The 15,923-nt window shown below is 54.8% G+C and carries 20 protein-coding genes; 5 read left to right on the forward strand and 15 right to left on the reverse strand.

Annotated features, from left to right (window positions below):
• Window positions 1–10 precede the first annotated feature (10 nt).
• Entirely contained in the window at window positions 11–283 is a 273-nt protein-coding gene (locus B2Q93_RS16995; protein WP_040074658.1) for a PTS sugar transporter subunit IIB, read from the reverse strand.
• Window positions 284–362: 79 nt separating this feature from the next.
• Window positions 363–806, reverse strand: a complete 444-nt coding sequence (locus B2Q93_RS17000; protein ID WP_046884681.1) for a PTS sugar transporter subunit IIA — start codon at window positions 804–806, stop codon at window positions 363–365.
• Between the two features lie 250 nt (window positions 807–1,056).
• Between B2Q93_RS17000 and B2Q93_RS17005 the strand changes: the two genes are divergently transcribed.
• A complete protein-coding gene (locus B2Q93_RS17005; RefSeq protein WP_040074654.1) occupies window positions 1,057–2,076 on the forward strand; it encodes a LacI family DNA-binding transcriptional regulator in 1,020 nt (339 codons plus the stop codon).
• Window positions 2,077–2,079: 3 nt separating this feature from the next.
• Here the strand turns inward: B2Q93_RS17005 and yfcD are convergent, their stop codons facing one another.
• The 3 genes from yfcD to yfcF are packed head-to-tail and all read right to left on the reverse strand — an operon-like array spanning window position 2,080 to window position 3,940.
• Entirely contained in the window at window positions 2,080–2,634 is a 555-nt protein-coding gene (gene yfcD, locus B2Q93_RS17010; protein WP_040074653.1) for an NUDIX hydrolase YfcD, read from the reverse strand.
• A gap of 56 nt (window positions 2,635–2,690) precedes the next feature.
• On the reverse strand, window positions 2,691–3,242 hold the full coding sequence (yfcE, locus tag B2Q93_RS17015; RefSeq protein WP_286933836.1) for a phosphodiesterase: 552 nt from the start codon (window positions 3,240–3,242) through the stop codon (window positions 2,691–2,693).
• Between the two features lie 53 nt (window positions 3,243–3,295).
• Window positions 3,296–3,940, reverse strand: coding sequence for a glutathione transferase (gene yfcF, locus B2Q93_RS17020; RefSeq protein WP_046884921.1), 645 nt, complete (start codon window positions 3,938–3,940; stop codon window positions 3,296–3,298).
• A 136-nt stretch (window positions 3,941–4,076) separates the two neighbouring features.
• On the opposite strand from yfcF, the gene yfcG reads away from it, so the two are divergent.
• The 4 genes from yfcG (at window position 4,077) to B2Q93_RS17040 (ending at window position 6,623) form a co-directional block, all read left to right on the forward strand.
• Window positions 4,077–4,697 carry a GSH-dependent disulfide bond oxidoreductase gene (yfcG, locus tag B2Q93_RS17025; protein ID WP_286933837.1) on the forward strand — a complete coding sequence of 207 codons (621 nt, stop codon included), beginning with the start codon at window positions 4,077–4,079 and terminating at the stop codon, window positions 4,695–4,697.
• A gap of 69 nt (window positions 4,698–4,766) precedes the next feature.
• Window positions 4,767–5,129, forward strand: a complete 363-nt coding sequence (gene folX / locus B2Q93_RS17030) for a dihydroneopterin triphosphate 2'-epimerase (protein ID WP_040074650.1) — start codon at window positions 4,767–4,769, stop codon at window positions 5,127–5,129.
• Between the two features lie 19 nt (window positions 5,130–5,148).
• The gene (locus B2Q93_RS17035) at window positions 5,149–6,042 is read left to right on the forward strand and encodes a TIGR01777 family oxidoreductase (protein WP_286933838.1); all 894 of its coding nucleotides are present in this window, start codon (window positions 5,149–5,151) and stop codon (window positions 6,040–6,042) included.
• A gap of 56 nt (window positions 6,043–6,098) precedes the next feature.
• Window positions 6,099–6,623, forward strand: a complete 525-nt coding sequence (locus B2Q93_RS17040; protein ID WP_286933839.1) for a GNAT family N-acetyltransferase — start codon at window positions 6,099–6,101, stop codon at window positions 6,621–6,623.
• Between the two features lie 22 nt (window positions 6,624–6,645).
• Here the strand turns inward: B2Q93_RS17040 and hisP are convergent, their stop codons facing one another.
• The 10 genes from hisP to folC form a co-directional block, all read right to left on the reverse strand.
• On the reverse strand, window positions 6,646–7,419 hold the full coding sequence (gene hisP, locus B2Q93_RS17045; protein ID WP_040074647.1) for a histidine ABC transporter ATP-binding protein HisP: 774 nt from the start codon (window positions 7,417–7,419) through the stop codon (window positions 6,646–6,648).
• A 7-nt stretch (window positions 7,420–7,426) separates the two neighbouring features.
• On the reverse strand, window positions 7,427–8,143 hold the full coding sequence (hisM, locus tag B2Q93_RS17050) for a histidine ABC transporter permease HisM (RefSeq protein ID WP_040074646.1): 717 nt from the start codon (window positions 8,141–8,143) through the stop codon (window positions 7,427–7,429).
• The gene (locus B2Q93_RS17055) at window positions 8,140–8,826 is read right to left on the reverse strand and encodes a histidine ABC transporter permease HisQ (RefSeq protein WP_040074645.1); all 687 of its coding nucleotides are present in this window, start codon (window positions 8,824–8,826) and stop codon (window positions 8,140–8,142) included. The genes hisM and B2Q93_RS17055 overlap by 4 nt, the downstream gene beginning before the upstream one ends.
• Window positions 8,827–8,908: 82 nt before the next feature.
• Entirely contained in the window at window positions 8,909–9,691 is a 783-nt protein-coding gene (hisJ, locus tag B2Q93_RS17060) for a histidine ABC transporter substrate-binding protein HisJ (RefSeq protein ID WP_207292154.1), read from the reverse strand.
• 240 nt (window positions 9,692–9,931) lie between these two features.
• The gene (gene argT / locus B2Q93_RS17065) at window positions 9,932–10,714 is read right to left on the reverse strand and encodes a lysine/arginine/ornithine ABC transporter substrate-binding protein ArgT (RefSeq protein ID WP_040074643.1); all 783 of its coding nucleotides are present in this window, start codon (window positions 10,712–10,714) and stop codon (window positions 9,932–9,934) included.
• Window positions 10,715–11,001: 287 nt separating this feature from the next.
• Entirely contained in the window at window positions 11,002–11,571 is a 570-nt protein-coding gene (locus B2Q93_RS17070; protein WP_040074642.1) for a UbiX family flavin prenyltransferase, read from the reverse strand.
• Window positions 11,572–11,660: 89 nt separating this feature from the next.
• Window positions 11,661–13,178 (reverse strand): amidophosphoribosyltransferase, encoded by a 1,518-nt coding sequence (purF, locus tag B2Q93_RS17075; RefSeq protein WP_040074641.1) that lies wholly within the window; start codon window positions 13,176–13,178, stop codon window positions 11,661–11,663.
• A gap of 36 nt (window positions 13,179–13,214) precedes the next feature.
• Complete coding sequence (cvpA, locus tag B2Q93_RS17080; RefSeq protein WP_040074640.1) at window positions 13,215–13,703, reverse strand: colicin V production protein; 489 nt, start codon at window positions 13,701–13,703, stop codon at window positions 13,215–13,217.
• 198 nt (window positions 13,704–13,901) lie between these two features.
• Window positions 13,902–14,609 carry a cell division protein DedD gene (gene dedD, locus B2Q93_RS17085; protein WP_046884673.1) on the reverse strand — a complete coding sequence of 236 codons (708 nt, stop codon included), beginning with the start codon at window positions 14,607–14,609 and terminating at the stop codon, window positions 13,902–13,904.
• Complete coding sequence (gene folC, locus B2Q93_RS17090; RefSeq protein ID WP_286933842.1) at window positions 14,599–15,867, reverse strand: bifunctional tetrahydrofolate synthase/dihydrofolate synthase; 1,269 nt, start codon at window positions 15,865–15,867, stop codon at window positions 14,599–14,601. The genes dedD and folC overlap by 11 nt, the downstream gene beginning before the upstream one ends.
• Window positions 15,868–15,923 lie beyond the last annotated feature (56 nt).

The raw sequence follows: 15,923 nt of genomic DNA on the forward strand, positions 1-15,923 counted from the left end.
ACAGTCAGGGTTAGTGTTTCGCGAACCAGGCGCTAAGCTGCGCTTCAAGTTCGTTGATATCAATGATGTTCTGGATCACCACTAGCTGGCTCTCCGGCACGCTGGCGCTGGCCGCGATATCTTTGGCCATCACGAACAGGTCGGCCGCGCCTGGGGTGGCTGAAGAGAGATCAGAATGCTCCACCTCGGCATCGATATTGAGTTTTTTGAGGACTTTTTTAATGTTCATTTCGACCATAAAACTACTGCCCAGCCCGGAGCCGCAAATCGCCATAATTTTCATTGTTATGCCCTTTTTTGAGTAGAGTACGTCCCCATCACGCTCGAGCGTAATGTGGTTAAAAACGATGTCGGAATTAAAGCTAGAAGCGTTCGATAATGGCTTTTATTTCCTCCCGGGTCGTTGCGACATGTAATTGCGCCATATCCTCATCGCTCGAAAATAATTCTGCCAGCGCAGAGATCATTTCAATGTGGCTATGTTTGTCTGGTGCCGCGAGCATGACGATCACATCGACCGGATCAAACTCACCTGCACCAAACGAAATTCCCTCTTTCAACTTCAGCAGCGAAAGACCTAACCCTTTTGCCCCCTCTTCCGGGCGTGCATGCGGCATTGCCAGCCCAGGCGCCAGCACATAGTAGGGGCCAAGCTTCTGGTGTTGCTCGACAATCGCCGTAATGTACTCCGGCGCAATAACGTTCATCTCCAGCAGCGGACGCGCGCAAATTTCAAGCGCCTGCGGCCAGTTTTCCACGCTGTCCTGAAGCTGGATCGTCTGTTCAAAAATCCACTTATTGAGCACGCTTGTTCCTCGTATCAGGGGCTAAGATGGGCAAACTTTATGCAAGCCTACCCAAATTGGCTGCGATCAGGATCACAAAGATAGCGCTACCAATCGTTAACATTCATAAATGTGATAGCGCTATCAAAATGCAATCAGCGCAGCAAATCACAACCAGAAAACGGGATTTAAGGCGTATACTTCGAGCACAGCACGTGACGAACGATAAGAAAAACGTGTGCCAACATGTTGTAAAACAGCAGGAATCTGTATGTCTCTGACCAGAAAAAGGCGAAGTACCGGCAAAGTCACTATTGCAGACGTGGCGCAGCTGGCAGGGGTCGGTACCATGACGGTATCGCGGGCGCTGCGTACCCCTGAACAAGTGTCTGATAAATTGCGTGAAAAGATCGACGCTGCGGTTCATGAGCTGGGCTATATGCCCAACCTGGCCGCCAGCGCGCTGGCATCGGCCTCTTCGTGGACGATCGCTATGGTGGTGCCAAACCTTGCCGAGGCGGGGTGTTCCGAAATGTTTGCCGGCCTACAGCAAGTGCTCCAGCCTGCCGGATATCAGATCATGCTGGCGGAATCACAGCATCGACTTGAGCAGGAAGAAAAATTGCTCGAGACACTGCTGGCATCGAACATTGCCGCCGCGATTTTACTCAGCGTGGAGCACAGCGAAACGGTGCGCCACTGGCTGCAGCATCGCTCTATTCCGGTGGTAGAGATGGGGGCGATGCGCGCCGACCCTATCGATATGAATATCGGTATTGATAACGTTGCCGCCATGTATGAGCTCACCGAGATGGTGATTCAGCGTGGCTATCAGAACATCGGCCTGCTGTGCGCTAACCAGGAGCAGTGGATTTTTCAGCAGCATTTGCAGGGCTGGTACAAAGCGATGCTGCGTCACCACCTGGCGCCAAACCGGGTGATCAACGCGGCGCTGCCTCCCAGTTTCTCGACCGGAGCATCGCAGCTGCCGGAGTTTCTCCTGGCCTGGCCAGAGCTGGATGCGCTGGTCTGCGTCTCTGATGAGCTGGCTTGCGGGGTACTTTATGAGTGCCAACGCCGACGAATTAAAGTGCCGGACGATCTCGCCGTTGTCGGTTTTGGCGATAGCGATGTGAGCCGCGTGTGCGTGCCGCCGTTGACCACCATGGCGGTACCGCATCGTAAAATCGGGGTTGAAGCCGGGAAAGCGTTACTGGAACGTCTGAATGACGGAGACTGGCGCGACCATAAACCTATCGCGTCCAGCCTGTGCTTGCGGGAAAGTTGCTGAGGCTTATTCCGCCTCTTCCTCTTTTTCCGGTTTAGCGGATTCGTTTTTGGCGTTGCGGGTCATCCACAGCGCCAGCGCTTTTAATGAATCCGGCGTGAACTCATCGCAACGCGCGGTGATCTCTTCCGGCGTCATCCAGCTGACTTCACTCACCTCTTCTTCCTGAAGCGCAAACGGCCCGTGAGAGACGCAGCTGAACAGCCCACCCCAGACGCGGCAGTTGTCGTCTTCGAAGTAGAACTGGCCATGCTCGGCGAAGGGCACGCCGGCAATACCTAACTCCTCTTCCGCTTCACGACGTGCGGAGTCGAGCAGCACTTCATCGGCCTGAACCACGCCACCGGCGGTCGCATCAAGCATACCCGGCATAAAATCTTTCGTTTCGGTACGGCGCTGGACCAGAATTTTACCCATCCCATCATGCACGACGATGTAGGTTGCGCGATGACGCAAGCGCTGCGCCCGCATCTGTTCGCGGCTCGCCTGTGCTATCACCTCATTGTCTTCGCTGACAATATCAACCCACTCTGTACTTGCCAAATGACTCTGCTCCACCATCGGGGAAACCTTCTCTTCATAGCGCTCTCGCGGCGCGTTTACGGTTGAGGTGTAAATTACGGATTAATCGTTGTCTGCGCAATAACCTGACCATTATTCAGCGCCATAACGCACAAATGGTCTCCTTCAAGCCAGCCATAGCTCGCCGGGAATCCCCCTTTCGGGATACTAACGGAGCCGGGATTGAAATGGACGATAGCCTCCCGCGCCTCCGCCACTGGAATATGAGTATGACCATAAACCAGCACATCGCCAGCGTTCAGCGGCGGCTGTTTATCGGGGCCAAAAAGGTGACCGTGGGTCAAAAACAGACGGCGATTTTCCAGCAAAATTTGCTGCCACGGGGCGGTGATGGGGAACTGGAGCAACATCTGATCGACTTCGCTGTCGCAATTGCCGCGTACGGCAATAATGCGCGAGGCAAACGCGTTCAGACGTTCGGCGACCTGCGCCGGGGCATAGCCTTCCGGCAGCGCGTTGCGCGGACCGTGGTTAAGCACATCACCCAGGATAATCAACCAGTTCGCCCCGCTTTGTGTGAAACGTTCAAGGATCTGTTCGGTTGCGGGCAGCGAGCCGTGGATATCTGAGGCAAACATCAGCTTCATTGATAACTCCTTCTAAAAACCACGGCCTATCTTACCTTATTCAGCCAGCCTTATCAGCCCGGACGCTTCGCGGAAAGGGCAACATAACGCTGCACGGACGCGCGCTGCCACTGGAACGCGGCATAGTCAGCCAGACGCGGCGGCACCTCATCACCATTCAGTATCAGACGGTTAAGCATCAGCGCCAGATCGGTATCCGCAATACACCATTCGCCAAACAAATTCTGATGCCCCTGAGCCAACAAGGTGCTCGCGGTATCGATAAGTTTACCCGCCGCGCTTTGCGCCCCGGTGCTCAGCGGCGGTTTCTTAGCCCCGGCGAACACCACATCGGTGGCGCGCTCTTCGCGTATTGGACCGAGATCGCTACGTAACCAGGCTTGAATTTGCCGCGCACGGGCGCGTTTTTGCAGATCATGAGGATAGATTCGCTCCCACTCCGGCGGGGCAAATCGTTCCTCAAGGTATTCATCGATGGCCGACGACTCGCTCAGCTCAAAACCGTCGATCTCCAGCACGGGTACCCGGCGGGTTAACGCATAGCCCTGCCACCGGGGATTTAAGTGCTCCCCCTTATCGAGACTCACGGTCTTCAGGGTAAACGGCAGCCCTTTCTCTGCCAGCGCAACGTAAACGCTCATCACGTAAGGGGAAAAGAAATCCGCATCGGACCACAAAGTTATTGCAGGTTGATTCATAGGATGCTCACTGGCTGTAGGGTTTTCATCCAACATATAGTCTGTCGGCCTCTCTGTCACCTGATGAAAAATCACGATGTAGCATCACCACCTATACTCGATCCAGTGCCGTAAAAATGTAGCGACAGGAGTGGAGATGATTGACCTCTATTACGCCCCGACCCCTAACGGACATAAGATCACGCTGTTTCTGGAAGAGGCGCAGCTAGATTACCGATTGATTCGGGTGGATATCAGCCGGGGAGAGCAGTTTCGCCCTGAGTTTCTGGCCCTCTCACCCAACAATAAAATCCCCGCCATCGTGGATAACGATCCCGAGGATGGTGGCCAGCCGTTAAGCCTGTTTGAATCGGGAGCGATCCTACTCTATCTGGCAGAAAAGTCAGGCACGTTATTGAGCGGCGAGCTGCGCGAGCGGCATGTTACCTTGCAGTGGCTGTTCTGGCAGATGAGCGGATTAGGGCCGATGCTGGGACAAAACCACCATTTCAACTACCATGCTCCGCAGCCGATCCCCTATGCCATCGAGCGTTATCAGGTGGAAACGCAGCGGCTTTATAACGTGCTTAACAAGCGGCTGGAAAAAACACCGTGGCTGGCGGGCGATCACTATAGCATCGCCGATATCGCCTGTTGGCCCTGGGTGAACGAGCACGTACGTCAGCGCGTAGACCTGGCGACCTGGCCTGCGGTCAACAACTGGTTTGAACGCATACGTACGCGCCCGGCAACCCAACGCGCCCTGTTAAAAGCGTAATAGAAGCAGGCGTTTTCCGATGAATCCTCATGTATCATGTTGCGGAAAATGACACGGAGGAAGCCTGCAATGTCCCAACACGACGCAATAATCAGAATCAAAAATTTACGCCTGCGTACCTATATTGGTATTAAAGAGGAAGAGCGCGCTAATCGTCAGGATATCGTCATCAATGTGACCATTCACTATCCTGCCGATAAAGCGCGCGCCAGCGAAGATATTAACGACGCGCTGAACTACCGCACCATTACCAAGAGCATCATTCAGCTGGTCGAGAATAACCGCTTCTCATTGCTCGAAAAATTAACTCAGGATGTGCTCGATCTCGCACGCGAACATCACTGGGTCACCTATGCTGAAGTCGAAATCGATAAACTTCATGCGCTGCGCTACGCCGACTCCGTCTCTATGACGTTAAGCTGGCAACGCTAAGCGCAACCCTGGAGGTTGTATGCAGATTCTGTTAACCGGCGGAACCGGCCTGATTGGCCGTCATCTGATCCCCCGCTTGCGCCAGCTGGGCCATGAGATCACGGTGGTGACGCGCAGCCCGGAAAAAGCACGGCAGGTACTGGGTAGCGATATTACCCTCTGGAAAGGGCTGGCTGAACGGCAGAATCTCGACGGCTTCGACGCCGTCATCAACCTCGCGGGTGAGCCTATCGCCGACAAACGCTGGACTGAACAGCAGAAGCAGCGTTTATGTAACAGTCGCTGGCAAATTACCCAGCGGCTGGTTGACCTGTTCAAGGCCAGCAATACACCGCCGTCGGTCCTGATTTCCGGGTCGGCGACGGGCTATTATGGCGATTTGGGTGAAGTGGTCGTTACCGAAGAAGAGCCCCCGCATAACGAATTTACCCACAAACTTTGCGCCCGCTGGGAACAGATAGCCTGCGGTGCGCAAAGCGATTCCACGCGCGTCTGCCTGCTTCGCACCGGCGTGGTCCTGGCACCGAAGGGCGGGATCCTGGCGAAAATGCTGCCGGTATTTAAGCTCGGCCTCGGCGGGCCGATTGGCAATGGACGGCAGTATCTGGCGTGGATCCACGTCGATGATATGGTCAACGGTATTCTGTGGCTGCTGGATAACGATCTGCGCGGCCCGTTCAATATGGTCTCGCCTTACCCGGTGCGTAATGAGCAGTTTGCCCACGCGCTCGGTCATGCGCTGCATCGCCCGGCGGTGGTTCGCGCTCCGGCCACGGCGGTGCGCCTGATGATGGGAGAGTCCGCTGTGCTGGTATTAGGCGGCCAGCGCGCTCTGCCGAAGCGGCTGGAGGCGGCTGGCTTTGCGTTCTGTTGGTTTGACTTAGAAGATGCGCTGGGAGATGTGGTAGGTTAAGCGTAGCGGCCGGTTATGGTACTGTTATTCGCCTGTTTCCCTGCAAGGGCATGACTATGGCGATCATTACCACTCCCCGGCTCTCCCTCTCCCCGTTCGAACCCTCTGACTGGCCCTTTTTCCGCGCCCTGCGTGAAGATCCGGCGATAATGCGCTACATGGCCGCTATTGCCCCTGAGAAAGAGACGCAGCGCCTGTTTGCGCTGCGCCTGACATCGAAACATCTCTTTGTGATTCGCCGCCATGACGATCCCACCCCGCTGGGGGACATCGGCCTGCAAATCAGCGACCACCATCCTGAAGAGGCGGATATCGGTTATACCATCGTGCCCCAGGCGCAAGGCCAGGGCTACGCCAGCGAGGCGCTTCAGGCGGTGTGTGACTATGGGTTTACCCAGGCCGGCGTGAAGGCGGTCAATGCTTATGTACTGGCGGATAACGGCGGTTCAGTGCGGGTGCTTGAGAAAGCCGGGTTTGTCCGTACCCAGGTGCTGGAAAAAGCTTACGAGATTGATGGCGTGCGGTATGACGATTGGGTGTATCGGCTGGAGCTTGATGCGGCCAATTCCCCTCTCCCTTAAAGAGAGAGGAGAAAGCAAAAGGCTACTTCAACGAGCCTTTCAGGAACTGCTGCAAGCGGGCGCTCTGGGGGTTACCTAATACCTCGTCCGGATGCCCCTGCTCTTCGATCTTTCCCTGATGCAGGAAGATAACGTGGTTAGAGACGTTACGCGCAAAGCCCATCTCGTGCGTCACCACCACCATCGTTTTTCCCTCTTCGGCAAGCTGCTGCATAATACGCAGCACTTCGCCTACCAGCTCTGGATCCAGCGCGGAGGTGGGTTCATCGAACAGCAGCACTTCCGGTTCCATCGCCAGCGCGCGGGCAATAGAGACACGCTGCTGTTGGCCCCCTGACAGATGTACCGGGTATTTAATTTGCTGGCGCTCGTCGATCCCCACCTTTGCGAGGTATTTCTCCGCACGCTTGCGCGCGTCTTGTTTGCTTAAGCCCAGCACCTGAATCGGCGCTTCCATCACGTTCTCGAGCACCGTCATGTGGCTCCAGAGGTTAAAGTGCTGGAACACCATCGTCAGGCGCGTACGCAGCATCCGCAGCTGATGCTTATCCGCCACCTTCAGCTGGCCGTCTTTATCACGTACCAGGTTGATGTTCTCGCCGCTGACCACAATAGAGCCTTCGCTCGGCTTTTCGAGGAAGTTGATGCAGCGCAGGAAGGTACTTTTACCCGAGCCGGATGAGCCGATAATACTAATCACATCGCCGGCATTCGCCTGGAGCGATACCCCTTTCAGCACTTCATGTTCGCCGTAGCGTTTGTGCAAATCGGTAACGTTTAATTTGTTCTCAGCCATCATGTTCTCAGTGCGTCGAAGTAGGTTTGATATGCTGTAACCAGCGCTTCTCCGCCTTGCGGAAGAGGCTAATCAGGACATACGAAATCATCAGATACAACACGGCCGCGATGCCGAACGCGGTAAAGGGCTGATAGGTCGCTGAGTTAATATCCCGGGCGATTTTCAGCAGATCCGGTACGGTGGCAGTAAAGGCCAGTGCGGTGGAATGCAGCATCAGGATCACTTCGTTGCTGTAGGCAGGCAGCGCGATACGCAGGGCCGACGGCAGAATAATGCAGCGATAAAGTTTCACCGAGGAGAAGCCGTAAGCCCGCGCCGCCTCGATTTCACCATGGGGCACCGAACGGATGGCACCGGCAAAGATCTCGGTGGTGTAGGCACAGGTATTCAGCGTCAACGCCAGTACCGTACAGTTCAGGCCGCTACGGAAAAAGGCGTTCAGCATTTCGGTGCCTTTTACAATCTCCAGCGTATACATGCCGGAGTAGAACACCAGCAGCTGCACGTACAGCGGCGTGCCACGAAAAATGTAGGTAAACAGCCAGATCGGGAAGCGGATGAATTTATTGTTTGATACCCGGCCAATGGCGAGAAACACCGCCAGGATACCGCCCATCACCACGGATGAAATCAGCAGCCACAGGGTGATGGCCACGCCGGTAAAGCGATAGCCATCGGTCCAGAGCAGCGATTTCCAGTACTCCTGAATAATCTCGATCACAGGTCAGCCCTCTTCACACCCACGGAGTAGCGACGTTCGAGCAGCAGCAGTACACCATTGGAGACGGTGGTAAAAACCAGATAGATAACGCCACAAACAATGGCGAAGTAGAACGGCTCCCACGTGCTTTTGCCCGCCAGTTGAGTGGCTTTCACAACGTCTTCCAGACCCAGCAACGAGACCAGCGCCGTGGCTTTGAGGATCACCTGCCAGTTGTTGCCGATGCCAGGCAGTGCAAAGCGCATCATGGCCGGAAACATAATGCGACGGAAGGTCTGAGAGGAGGTAAAACCGAAGGCGGTGGCCGCCTCGATATGGCCTTTGGGTACCGCGAGATAGGCGCCGCGGAACGTTTCCGTAAAGTAAGCACCGTAAATGAAACCGAGGGTGATGATACCCGCCACCATAGGATCAATATCGATCTGCCCCATGCCAATGGCATCGGTCACGCCGTTTAGCGCAATCTGCAGGCCGTAGAAAATCAACAGCATCAGTACGAGGTCAGGTACACCGCGAATAAGTGTGGTATAGCCTTCGAAAATCAACGCCAGCGCGCGATTTGCCGAAAGTTTTGCCCCCGCGCCCGCCAGGCCTATCAGCACGGCCAGCACCACGGAACTGAGAGCCAGTTCCAGGGTGACCAGCGCGCCTTGTAGAATAACGCCAGAAAATCCGTACAGCATACAGCCTGCCCTGTCGTGAGTGTGGTCAACCGTGTCTTTTCCCCTCCCGAAGCGGGAGGGGGCGCACGTTATTTAGCGGGGCTTAACCGCCGTATACGTCGAAATCAAAGTACTTTTTGGCGAGTTTTTCATAGGTGCCGTCGGCACGCATCTCTGCAAAGGCTTTGTTCAGCGCTTCACGCAGCTCGTTATCTTCTTTGCGCAGTCCCATACCGGTGCCGACGCCGAAGAGCTTCTCATCCTTAATGGACGGGCCGCCGAACTTATACTCTTTTCCGACCGGCTGCTTCAGGAAACCTTCGCTGGCCGCAACTTCATCCTGGAAGGCGGCATCGATACGGCCCGCAGTCAGGTCGGCGTAGATGTTCTCCTGGCCCTGATACGAGACGATTTCAATCCCTTTTGGCGCCCAGTGTTCGTTACCGTAGGTCTCCTGAGTGGTCCCCTGCAGCACACCTACGCGTTTACCTTTCAGTGACTCAACGGTTGGCTGGATATCGGAGGATTTGGCCACCACCAGACGGGAGTCGGCTGCGTAGAGTTTGTCGGTAAAGGCAATCTCTTGCTGACGTTTTTCGGTGATGGAGAGCGACGACATGATGACGTCGATTTTTTTCGCTTTCAGCGACGGAATCAGCGCATCCAGCGGGTTTTCAACATAAGAACATTGTGCTTTGATCCGTTTGCACAGCTCATTCGCCAGATCGATGTCAAAACCGACCAGTTCACCCTTCGCATTCTTCGATTCGAACGGGGCATAAGTTGGGTCAGTACCGATACGAATTTTTTGCGGAATTGCTGCAAATGCCGCGGTGGCGCTGGAAAAGGCCAGAACCAGAGAAAGTGACAATACCAATTTTTTCATATCTATCCTCAACAAACTGTCTTCTTACGGGTTTTCTACGTCGACGGGGTGTAAGTAATGTGCCATTAATCCACGCGACAAGGCAAAAGAATATGCTCGCCTTGCGCCAAAAAGTGCATCATTACTGCTTAATTATTCACTTTATAACCAGCCGGGCACATGATGTGCACTCTTCTGGTTCACGCTCACCCGCCATGCACCATAATGACCCACCATTATGGTGCATTCGCTTAAAGCCGATTAATCACCGTAGACATTGAAGTCGAAGTATTTTTTCGCCAGTTTGTCGTAAGTCCCATCTTTGCGCAGGTCGTCGAAGGCTTTATCGAAGGCCGCTTTCAGCTCAGTATCGTCCTTACGCAGGCCAATACCGGTACCGTCACCAAAGTATTTTTTGTCTTTAACCGATGGGCCTGCAAAAGCAAACTCTTTGCCCGCTGGCTGTTTCAGGAAGCCTTCGCTGGCCGCAACTTCATCCTGGAATGCCGCATCAAGACGGCCCGCCGACAGGTCAGAGTAAATCAGATCCTGGTTCTGGTAGGCCACTACATCGACCCCCTTCTCACGCCAGTTGGCATTAGCGTAACCTTCCTGCGTCGAGCCCTGCAGCACGCCCACATGCTTGCCTTTCAGCGAGTCGATGGTCGGCTGTACGGGGGAGCCTTTTGCGGCAATCAGACGCGAATCTGCTGCGTAGAGTTTTTCAGAAAACGCGATCTCCTGCTGGCGCTTCTCAGTAATGGAGAGCGACGAGATAATCGCGTCAATTTTCTTGGCTTTGAGGGACGGGATCAGCGCATCGAAATCGCTGCCTACCCAGGTACATTTCACAGACATGCGTTTGCACATCTCATTCCCCAGATCGATATCAAACCCGACGAACTCCCCTTTCGCATCTTTAGATGAGAATGGCGCATAGGTCGCATCGGTACCGATACGTACGGTTTGCGGAAGCGCTGCGTAGCTCCCTGCGGCCGCGCTTAATCCCACCAGTAAAGACAGAGCCAGAACCGTCTTCTTCATACATTTACCCTCAAGTATCGTGATTTTATTATCTGTTGTGTTGTGTGTTGCAGGCATTGTCTTGCAGGTCTTATGCCATTTTGACGTCGGTATAAAAATTCAACGTTTAATATGTTAATGAAAGGTTGCAAGAATGCCTTAATGGTGAAAGATAGCAGGTCTGCCAAACGAACCGCAGCGAGGAGAGGGCAAAAAAGGAATTAAATGTTGAGGATATGATCGCTGTTGCATAATTGCCCTGAAACAGGGCAACACGGTGTTTTATCGCACTCAGCCAGTGCACATTTTTAGCTACCCTGCCAGCGGGTAAAAAGATCGGCAGGTAGTTCAATGTCGAACTGATCGATCACGCGATTAACCGTTTGATTGATTACGTCATCCAGACTTTGTGGGCGATGGTAGAACGCCGGCACCGGCGGCATAATCACCGCGCCCAGTTCTGCCGCCTGAGTCATCAGACGCAGATGCCCCAGATGCAGCGGCGTTTCACGTACGCACAACACCAACGGACGACGTTCTTTTAGCACTACATCGGCCGCACGGGTTACCAGGGTGTCGGTGTAGCTGTTCACGATGCCAGACAAGGTCTTAATCGAACAGGGCAGTATGACCATTCCCGATGTTTTAAACGAGCCGGAAGAGATGGTAGCGGCGATATCACGGGCGTCATGAATGACGTCGGCCAAAGACTGAACGTCGCGCAGAGAGAGGTCTGTTTCAAGGGAGAGGGTTTGGCGCGCCGCCTGGCTCATTACCAGATGGGTTTCCACGTCCGGCACGTTACGCAGCACCTGCAGTAAACGCACACCGTATATGGCACCGCTGGCACCTGAGATCCCTACTATCAGTCGTTTCATGATTTTCGCCCTTTCCAGTTCAGGGCTGACTGTGCAGGATTTTGCGAGGAGTTGCAAGCGAGGGCCACTGCCCTCGCTTGCTTCGGCGATTAGCCTTCGTTGTGCATCTCTAAGCTTTCAAGATCGTTCTGCATCTGAACCGCTTTCGCGTCGTCATTTCGCAGGGAATCGAGATAGTCGAGATACTGCTGATCGACATCTTTTGTGACGTAAATACCGTTAAATACTGAGCATTCAAACTGCTGAATATCCGGGTTTTCCGCACGCACCGCCTCGATGAGATCGTTGAGATCCTGGAAAATCAGGCCGTCCGCGCCGATGATCTGGCGAATCTCGTCCACTTCACGACCGTGGGCAATCAGCTCGTTCGCTGTTGGCATGTCGATACCGTAGACGTTCGGGAAGCGGATTTCCGGCGCAGCAGAGGCCAGATAGACCTTCTTCGCTCCGGCTTCACGGGCCATTTCGATAATCTGCTCAGAGGTTGTGCCGCGTACAATAGAGTCATCAACCAGCAGCACGTTTTTATCGCGGAACTCAGCGCGGTTGGCGTTGAGCTTACGGCGCACAGATTTACGGCGCAGGTGCTGGCCTGGCATGATAAAGGTACGACCCACGTAGCGGTTTTTCACAAAACCCTGACGATAGGGTTTGCCCAGAATACGTGCCATCTCCAGTGCGATATCGCAGGAGGTCTCCGGGATGGGGATCACCACGTCGATATCCAGATCTTCCCACTCACGCGCAATCTTCTCGCCGAGCTTGGTTCCCATATTCACACGGGCGCTGTAGACGGAGATTTTATCGATGAAGGAGTCTGGACGCGCGAAGTAAACATACTCGAACAGACACGGATTGCTGACCGGATTATCCGCACACATGCGGGTGAACAGCTGCCCTTTCTCGGTGATGTAAATCGCTTCGCCTGGCGCGACATCACGCAGGAATTCAAAGCCCAGGGTATCCAGCGCCACGCTCTCAGAGGCCACCATGTATTCGGTACGGCCGTCGCCCATGTCACGTTTACCCAGCACCAGCGGGCGGATACCGTTCGGGTCGCGGAAGGCAACCATACCGTGGCCGATAATCATCGCTACGCAGGCATAAGCACCACGGATCAGACGGTTAGTGGCAGCCACGGCAGCAAAAATGTTATCTGCTTCAAGCGGATAGTGGCGGAAGTTGTCCAGTTCACTGGCAAAAATATTCAGCAGAATTTCAGAATCAGAAGTGGTGTTAATGTGGCGACGCTTCTCTTCAAACAGCTTCTGGCGTAACTCGTGCGCGTTGGTCAGGTTGCCGTTGTGAGCAAGCGTGATGCCATACGGGGAGTTTACATAGAAAGGCTGTGCTTCAGAGGCGCTGGAACTACCAGCGGTAGGATAACGAACGTGACCAATACCCATATTACCTTGCAGACGCTGCATATGGCGGGCTTCAAACACATCGCTTACCAGGCCATTCGCCTTACGTAAACGGAAGCAGTTGTTTGCATCAATGGTGATGATACCCGCAGCATCCTGCCCACGGTGCTGAAGCACCGTTAACGCGTCATAAATCGACTGGTTTACCGGCATGAAACCGGCGATACCGACAATACCGCACATTCGTCTTTTCCTCGTTAAGCCACATCTCAGAACCGATCAGGTTCTGGGCAAGAAACTCGACGAGCTTTGCAGATAGTCAAAGAACCATCTGATGATGAAACTGAATTGTGGAATCAGCTGCGATTTCTGCCAGTCTTCACTTTTTGAGAACCCGGTAAAGGTATCAAGGAAGAACAGTATCGCCGCCACAATCAGCGCGCCTCGCAATGCCCCAAAACAGATGCCGAGCACCCTGTCCGTACCTGACAGACCGGTTTTCTCGACCAGCTGACCTATCACATAATTGACGATAGCGCCGACAATCAACGTCGCGATAAACAGTACCGCGATGGCGATTCCGTTTCGGACCAGTTCATCTTCAAAGCCCGTGAACCAGACAGACAGGTAAGTGTAGTAATGACTGGCAACGAAGAAGGCACAGCCCCAGGTTACCAGCGATAACGCTTCACGAACAAAGCCACGGATCAGGCTAACCAGACAGGAAAAACCAATCACCGCAATGATGGCGTAATCAATCCAGACCATATGTGTCCCACGATTTAACGCCCTGTCATCCAGTTCGGGGCGAATTCTAACAGAAAAAGAAAACGTTTGCGTAGGGATTTCCTTCCCATGCGTAAATAAAAAAGGCGTTGAAAAAATAGTCAACGCCTGTGGCGGGTTACGTCTCTGCGGACGGATGCCCCGGCCCTTATCGGTTAAGAAACGGGCCTATAGCGCGCGTCAGTTCGCGCTATAATTCATCACCACACCGCTCAATCCTGAGAGCTGATTGAGTTCCCCCAGCGAGCCTTTTAGCTTCTCTTTTGAGGCATCAGGCCCGACGAGAATACGGGTGATTTTACCTTGTACCGGTGTACCAGGTGAAGTGTAAGCGCGATACCCCGCGCCACGGAGTTTGGCAACGATCTCGTTAACCTTATCCGCATTTTTCAGCGCGCCGAGCTGCACCACATACGCTTTGCCAGTCGGTGCGGGCTTCTCTTCCGCCGCCGGTTTCGCTGGAGGCGTTTCCGTGGCTGCGGCCAGTTGGTCGCGAGTATTATCACGCTGCGGCTTCGGCTGCGGTTTCTCGGCAGGCTTCGGTTTTTGTACCGACTTTGGCGCAGGCTGTTCAGCCTGTACCGGCACGGGATCCAGTTCGCCATTATTACTGGCGGCCATGCGCGCAGGATCTATTGACGGCGCAGCGGCATCGCCCGCCTGCACCTCTTCTGCGGCGCCTTCAGGCGGCTGAGCAGGCAGGGCCTGCGTCGCGGCAGGCAGCATATCCGGCTCATCACGGTCGCCAGGTTTTGGTACCAGCGGGATCGCCGCGAACTCATCCTGATAATGTTTTTTCTGCCCGTCGAGCAGCCCCGGGAGGATGATCACCCCCAGCGCTACCAGCACAATGGTTCCTGCTAAACGGTTCTGAAACTTACTTGCCACCGGTTCTCCCCGCGTCCATCACTTCCATGACATGTGCCACCGTGTGGAACGACCCACACACCAGCACGGTATCTTCTGGTCTGGCATCGGCCATGGCTGCATGCCATGCCTGCTCCACGCTATCAAAGCGTTTGCCTTCGCCGAGGTGTTCCGTCAGCTGTTCGGCAGACGCGCCGCGTGGACCTTCCAGAGGAGCACAATACCAGCTATCGACCGCACTCTCCATGCAGGCCAGCGTCCCCGCAATGTCTTTATCATGAAGCATACCGATAACCGCCAGGACACGCCCGGTTTTTGGCAAGCTTTTGAGACGTCCTGCAAGGTACGCCGCAGCGTGGGGGTTATGGGCGACGTCAAGTATCACGCGCGGTGCGTCACTGACAATCTGAAAACGTCCCGGCAGTATGGCATGCTGAACGCCCTCCCGAATCGCCTGCTCGCTAACGGCCAACCCACTGGCTCGCAGGGCAGCAAGCGCGGTGGCGGCGTTCGGCTGCGGCACCTGCGGTAGCGGCAAGTTTTCGAGCACGCCCTTCGCGTCGCTAAAGCGCCAGTCGTGTTCGCTCACGGCATAATGCCAGTCAACGTCACGGCGCAGCAGCGTGGCGCCCTTCTCCTGAGCCACATCGGCGATGGTATGCGGCATATCGGGCTCCCCCACTACGGCAGGTTTGCCGGGGCGGAAGATTCCCGCTTTTTCGCGGCCAATGCTTTCGCGATCCGGACCAAGCCAGTCGACATGGTCCAGCGCGATGCTGGTCACCACAGCCACATCCGCATCCACCATATTGGTGGCATCCAGACGGCCGCCGAGACCCACTTCCAGAATGACGACGTCAAGCTGCGCCTGCTTAAACAGCCACAGGGCCGAGAGCGTTCCGTACTCGAAGTAGGTTAATGAGATATCACCGCGCGCAGCCTCGATCTCGGCAAATGAAGCGGTGTGGGCTGCTTCGGTGAGCTCCTGATTCTGTACGCGCACGCGCTCTGTGTAACGTACCAGGTGCGGGGAGCTGTACACCCCCACTTTGTAGCCGGCGGCCATCAGCACCGCTTCCAGCGTACGGCAGGTCGTGCCCTTACCGTTAGTACCTGCGACGGTAAAGACAAAAGGGGCCGGTTTCAGAACATCAAGGCGCGCCGCCACCTGACTCACACGGGCAAGGCCCATGTCGATGGTTTTACTGTGCAGGTTTTCCAGATAAGAAAGCCACGCGGCCAGAGGCGACGTGGCTTTAGGGATTGGGTTCTTTTCCATGATGCGCACTTTTCAGTTACGGTGAGAAAGCAAAAGGGCAGCGCCGTCTGGCCCTG

The sequence above is a fragment of the Leclercia sp. UBA5958 genome (assembly GCF_002430365.1).
GTDB lineage: Bacteria > Pseudomonadota > Gammaproteobacteria > Enterobacterales > Enterobacteriaceae > Enterobacter > Enterobacter pneumoniae.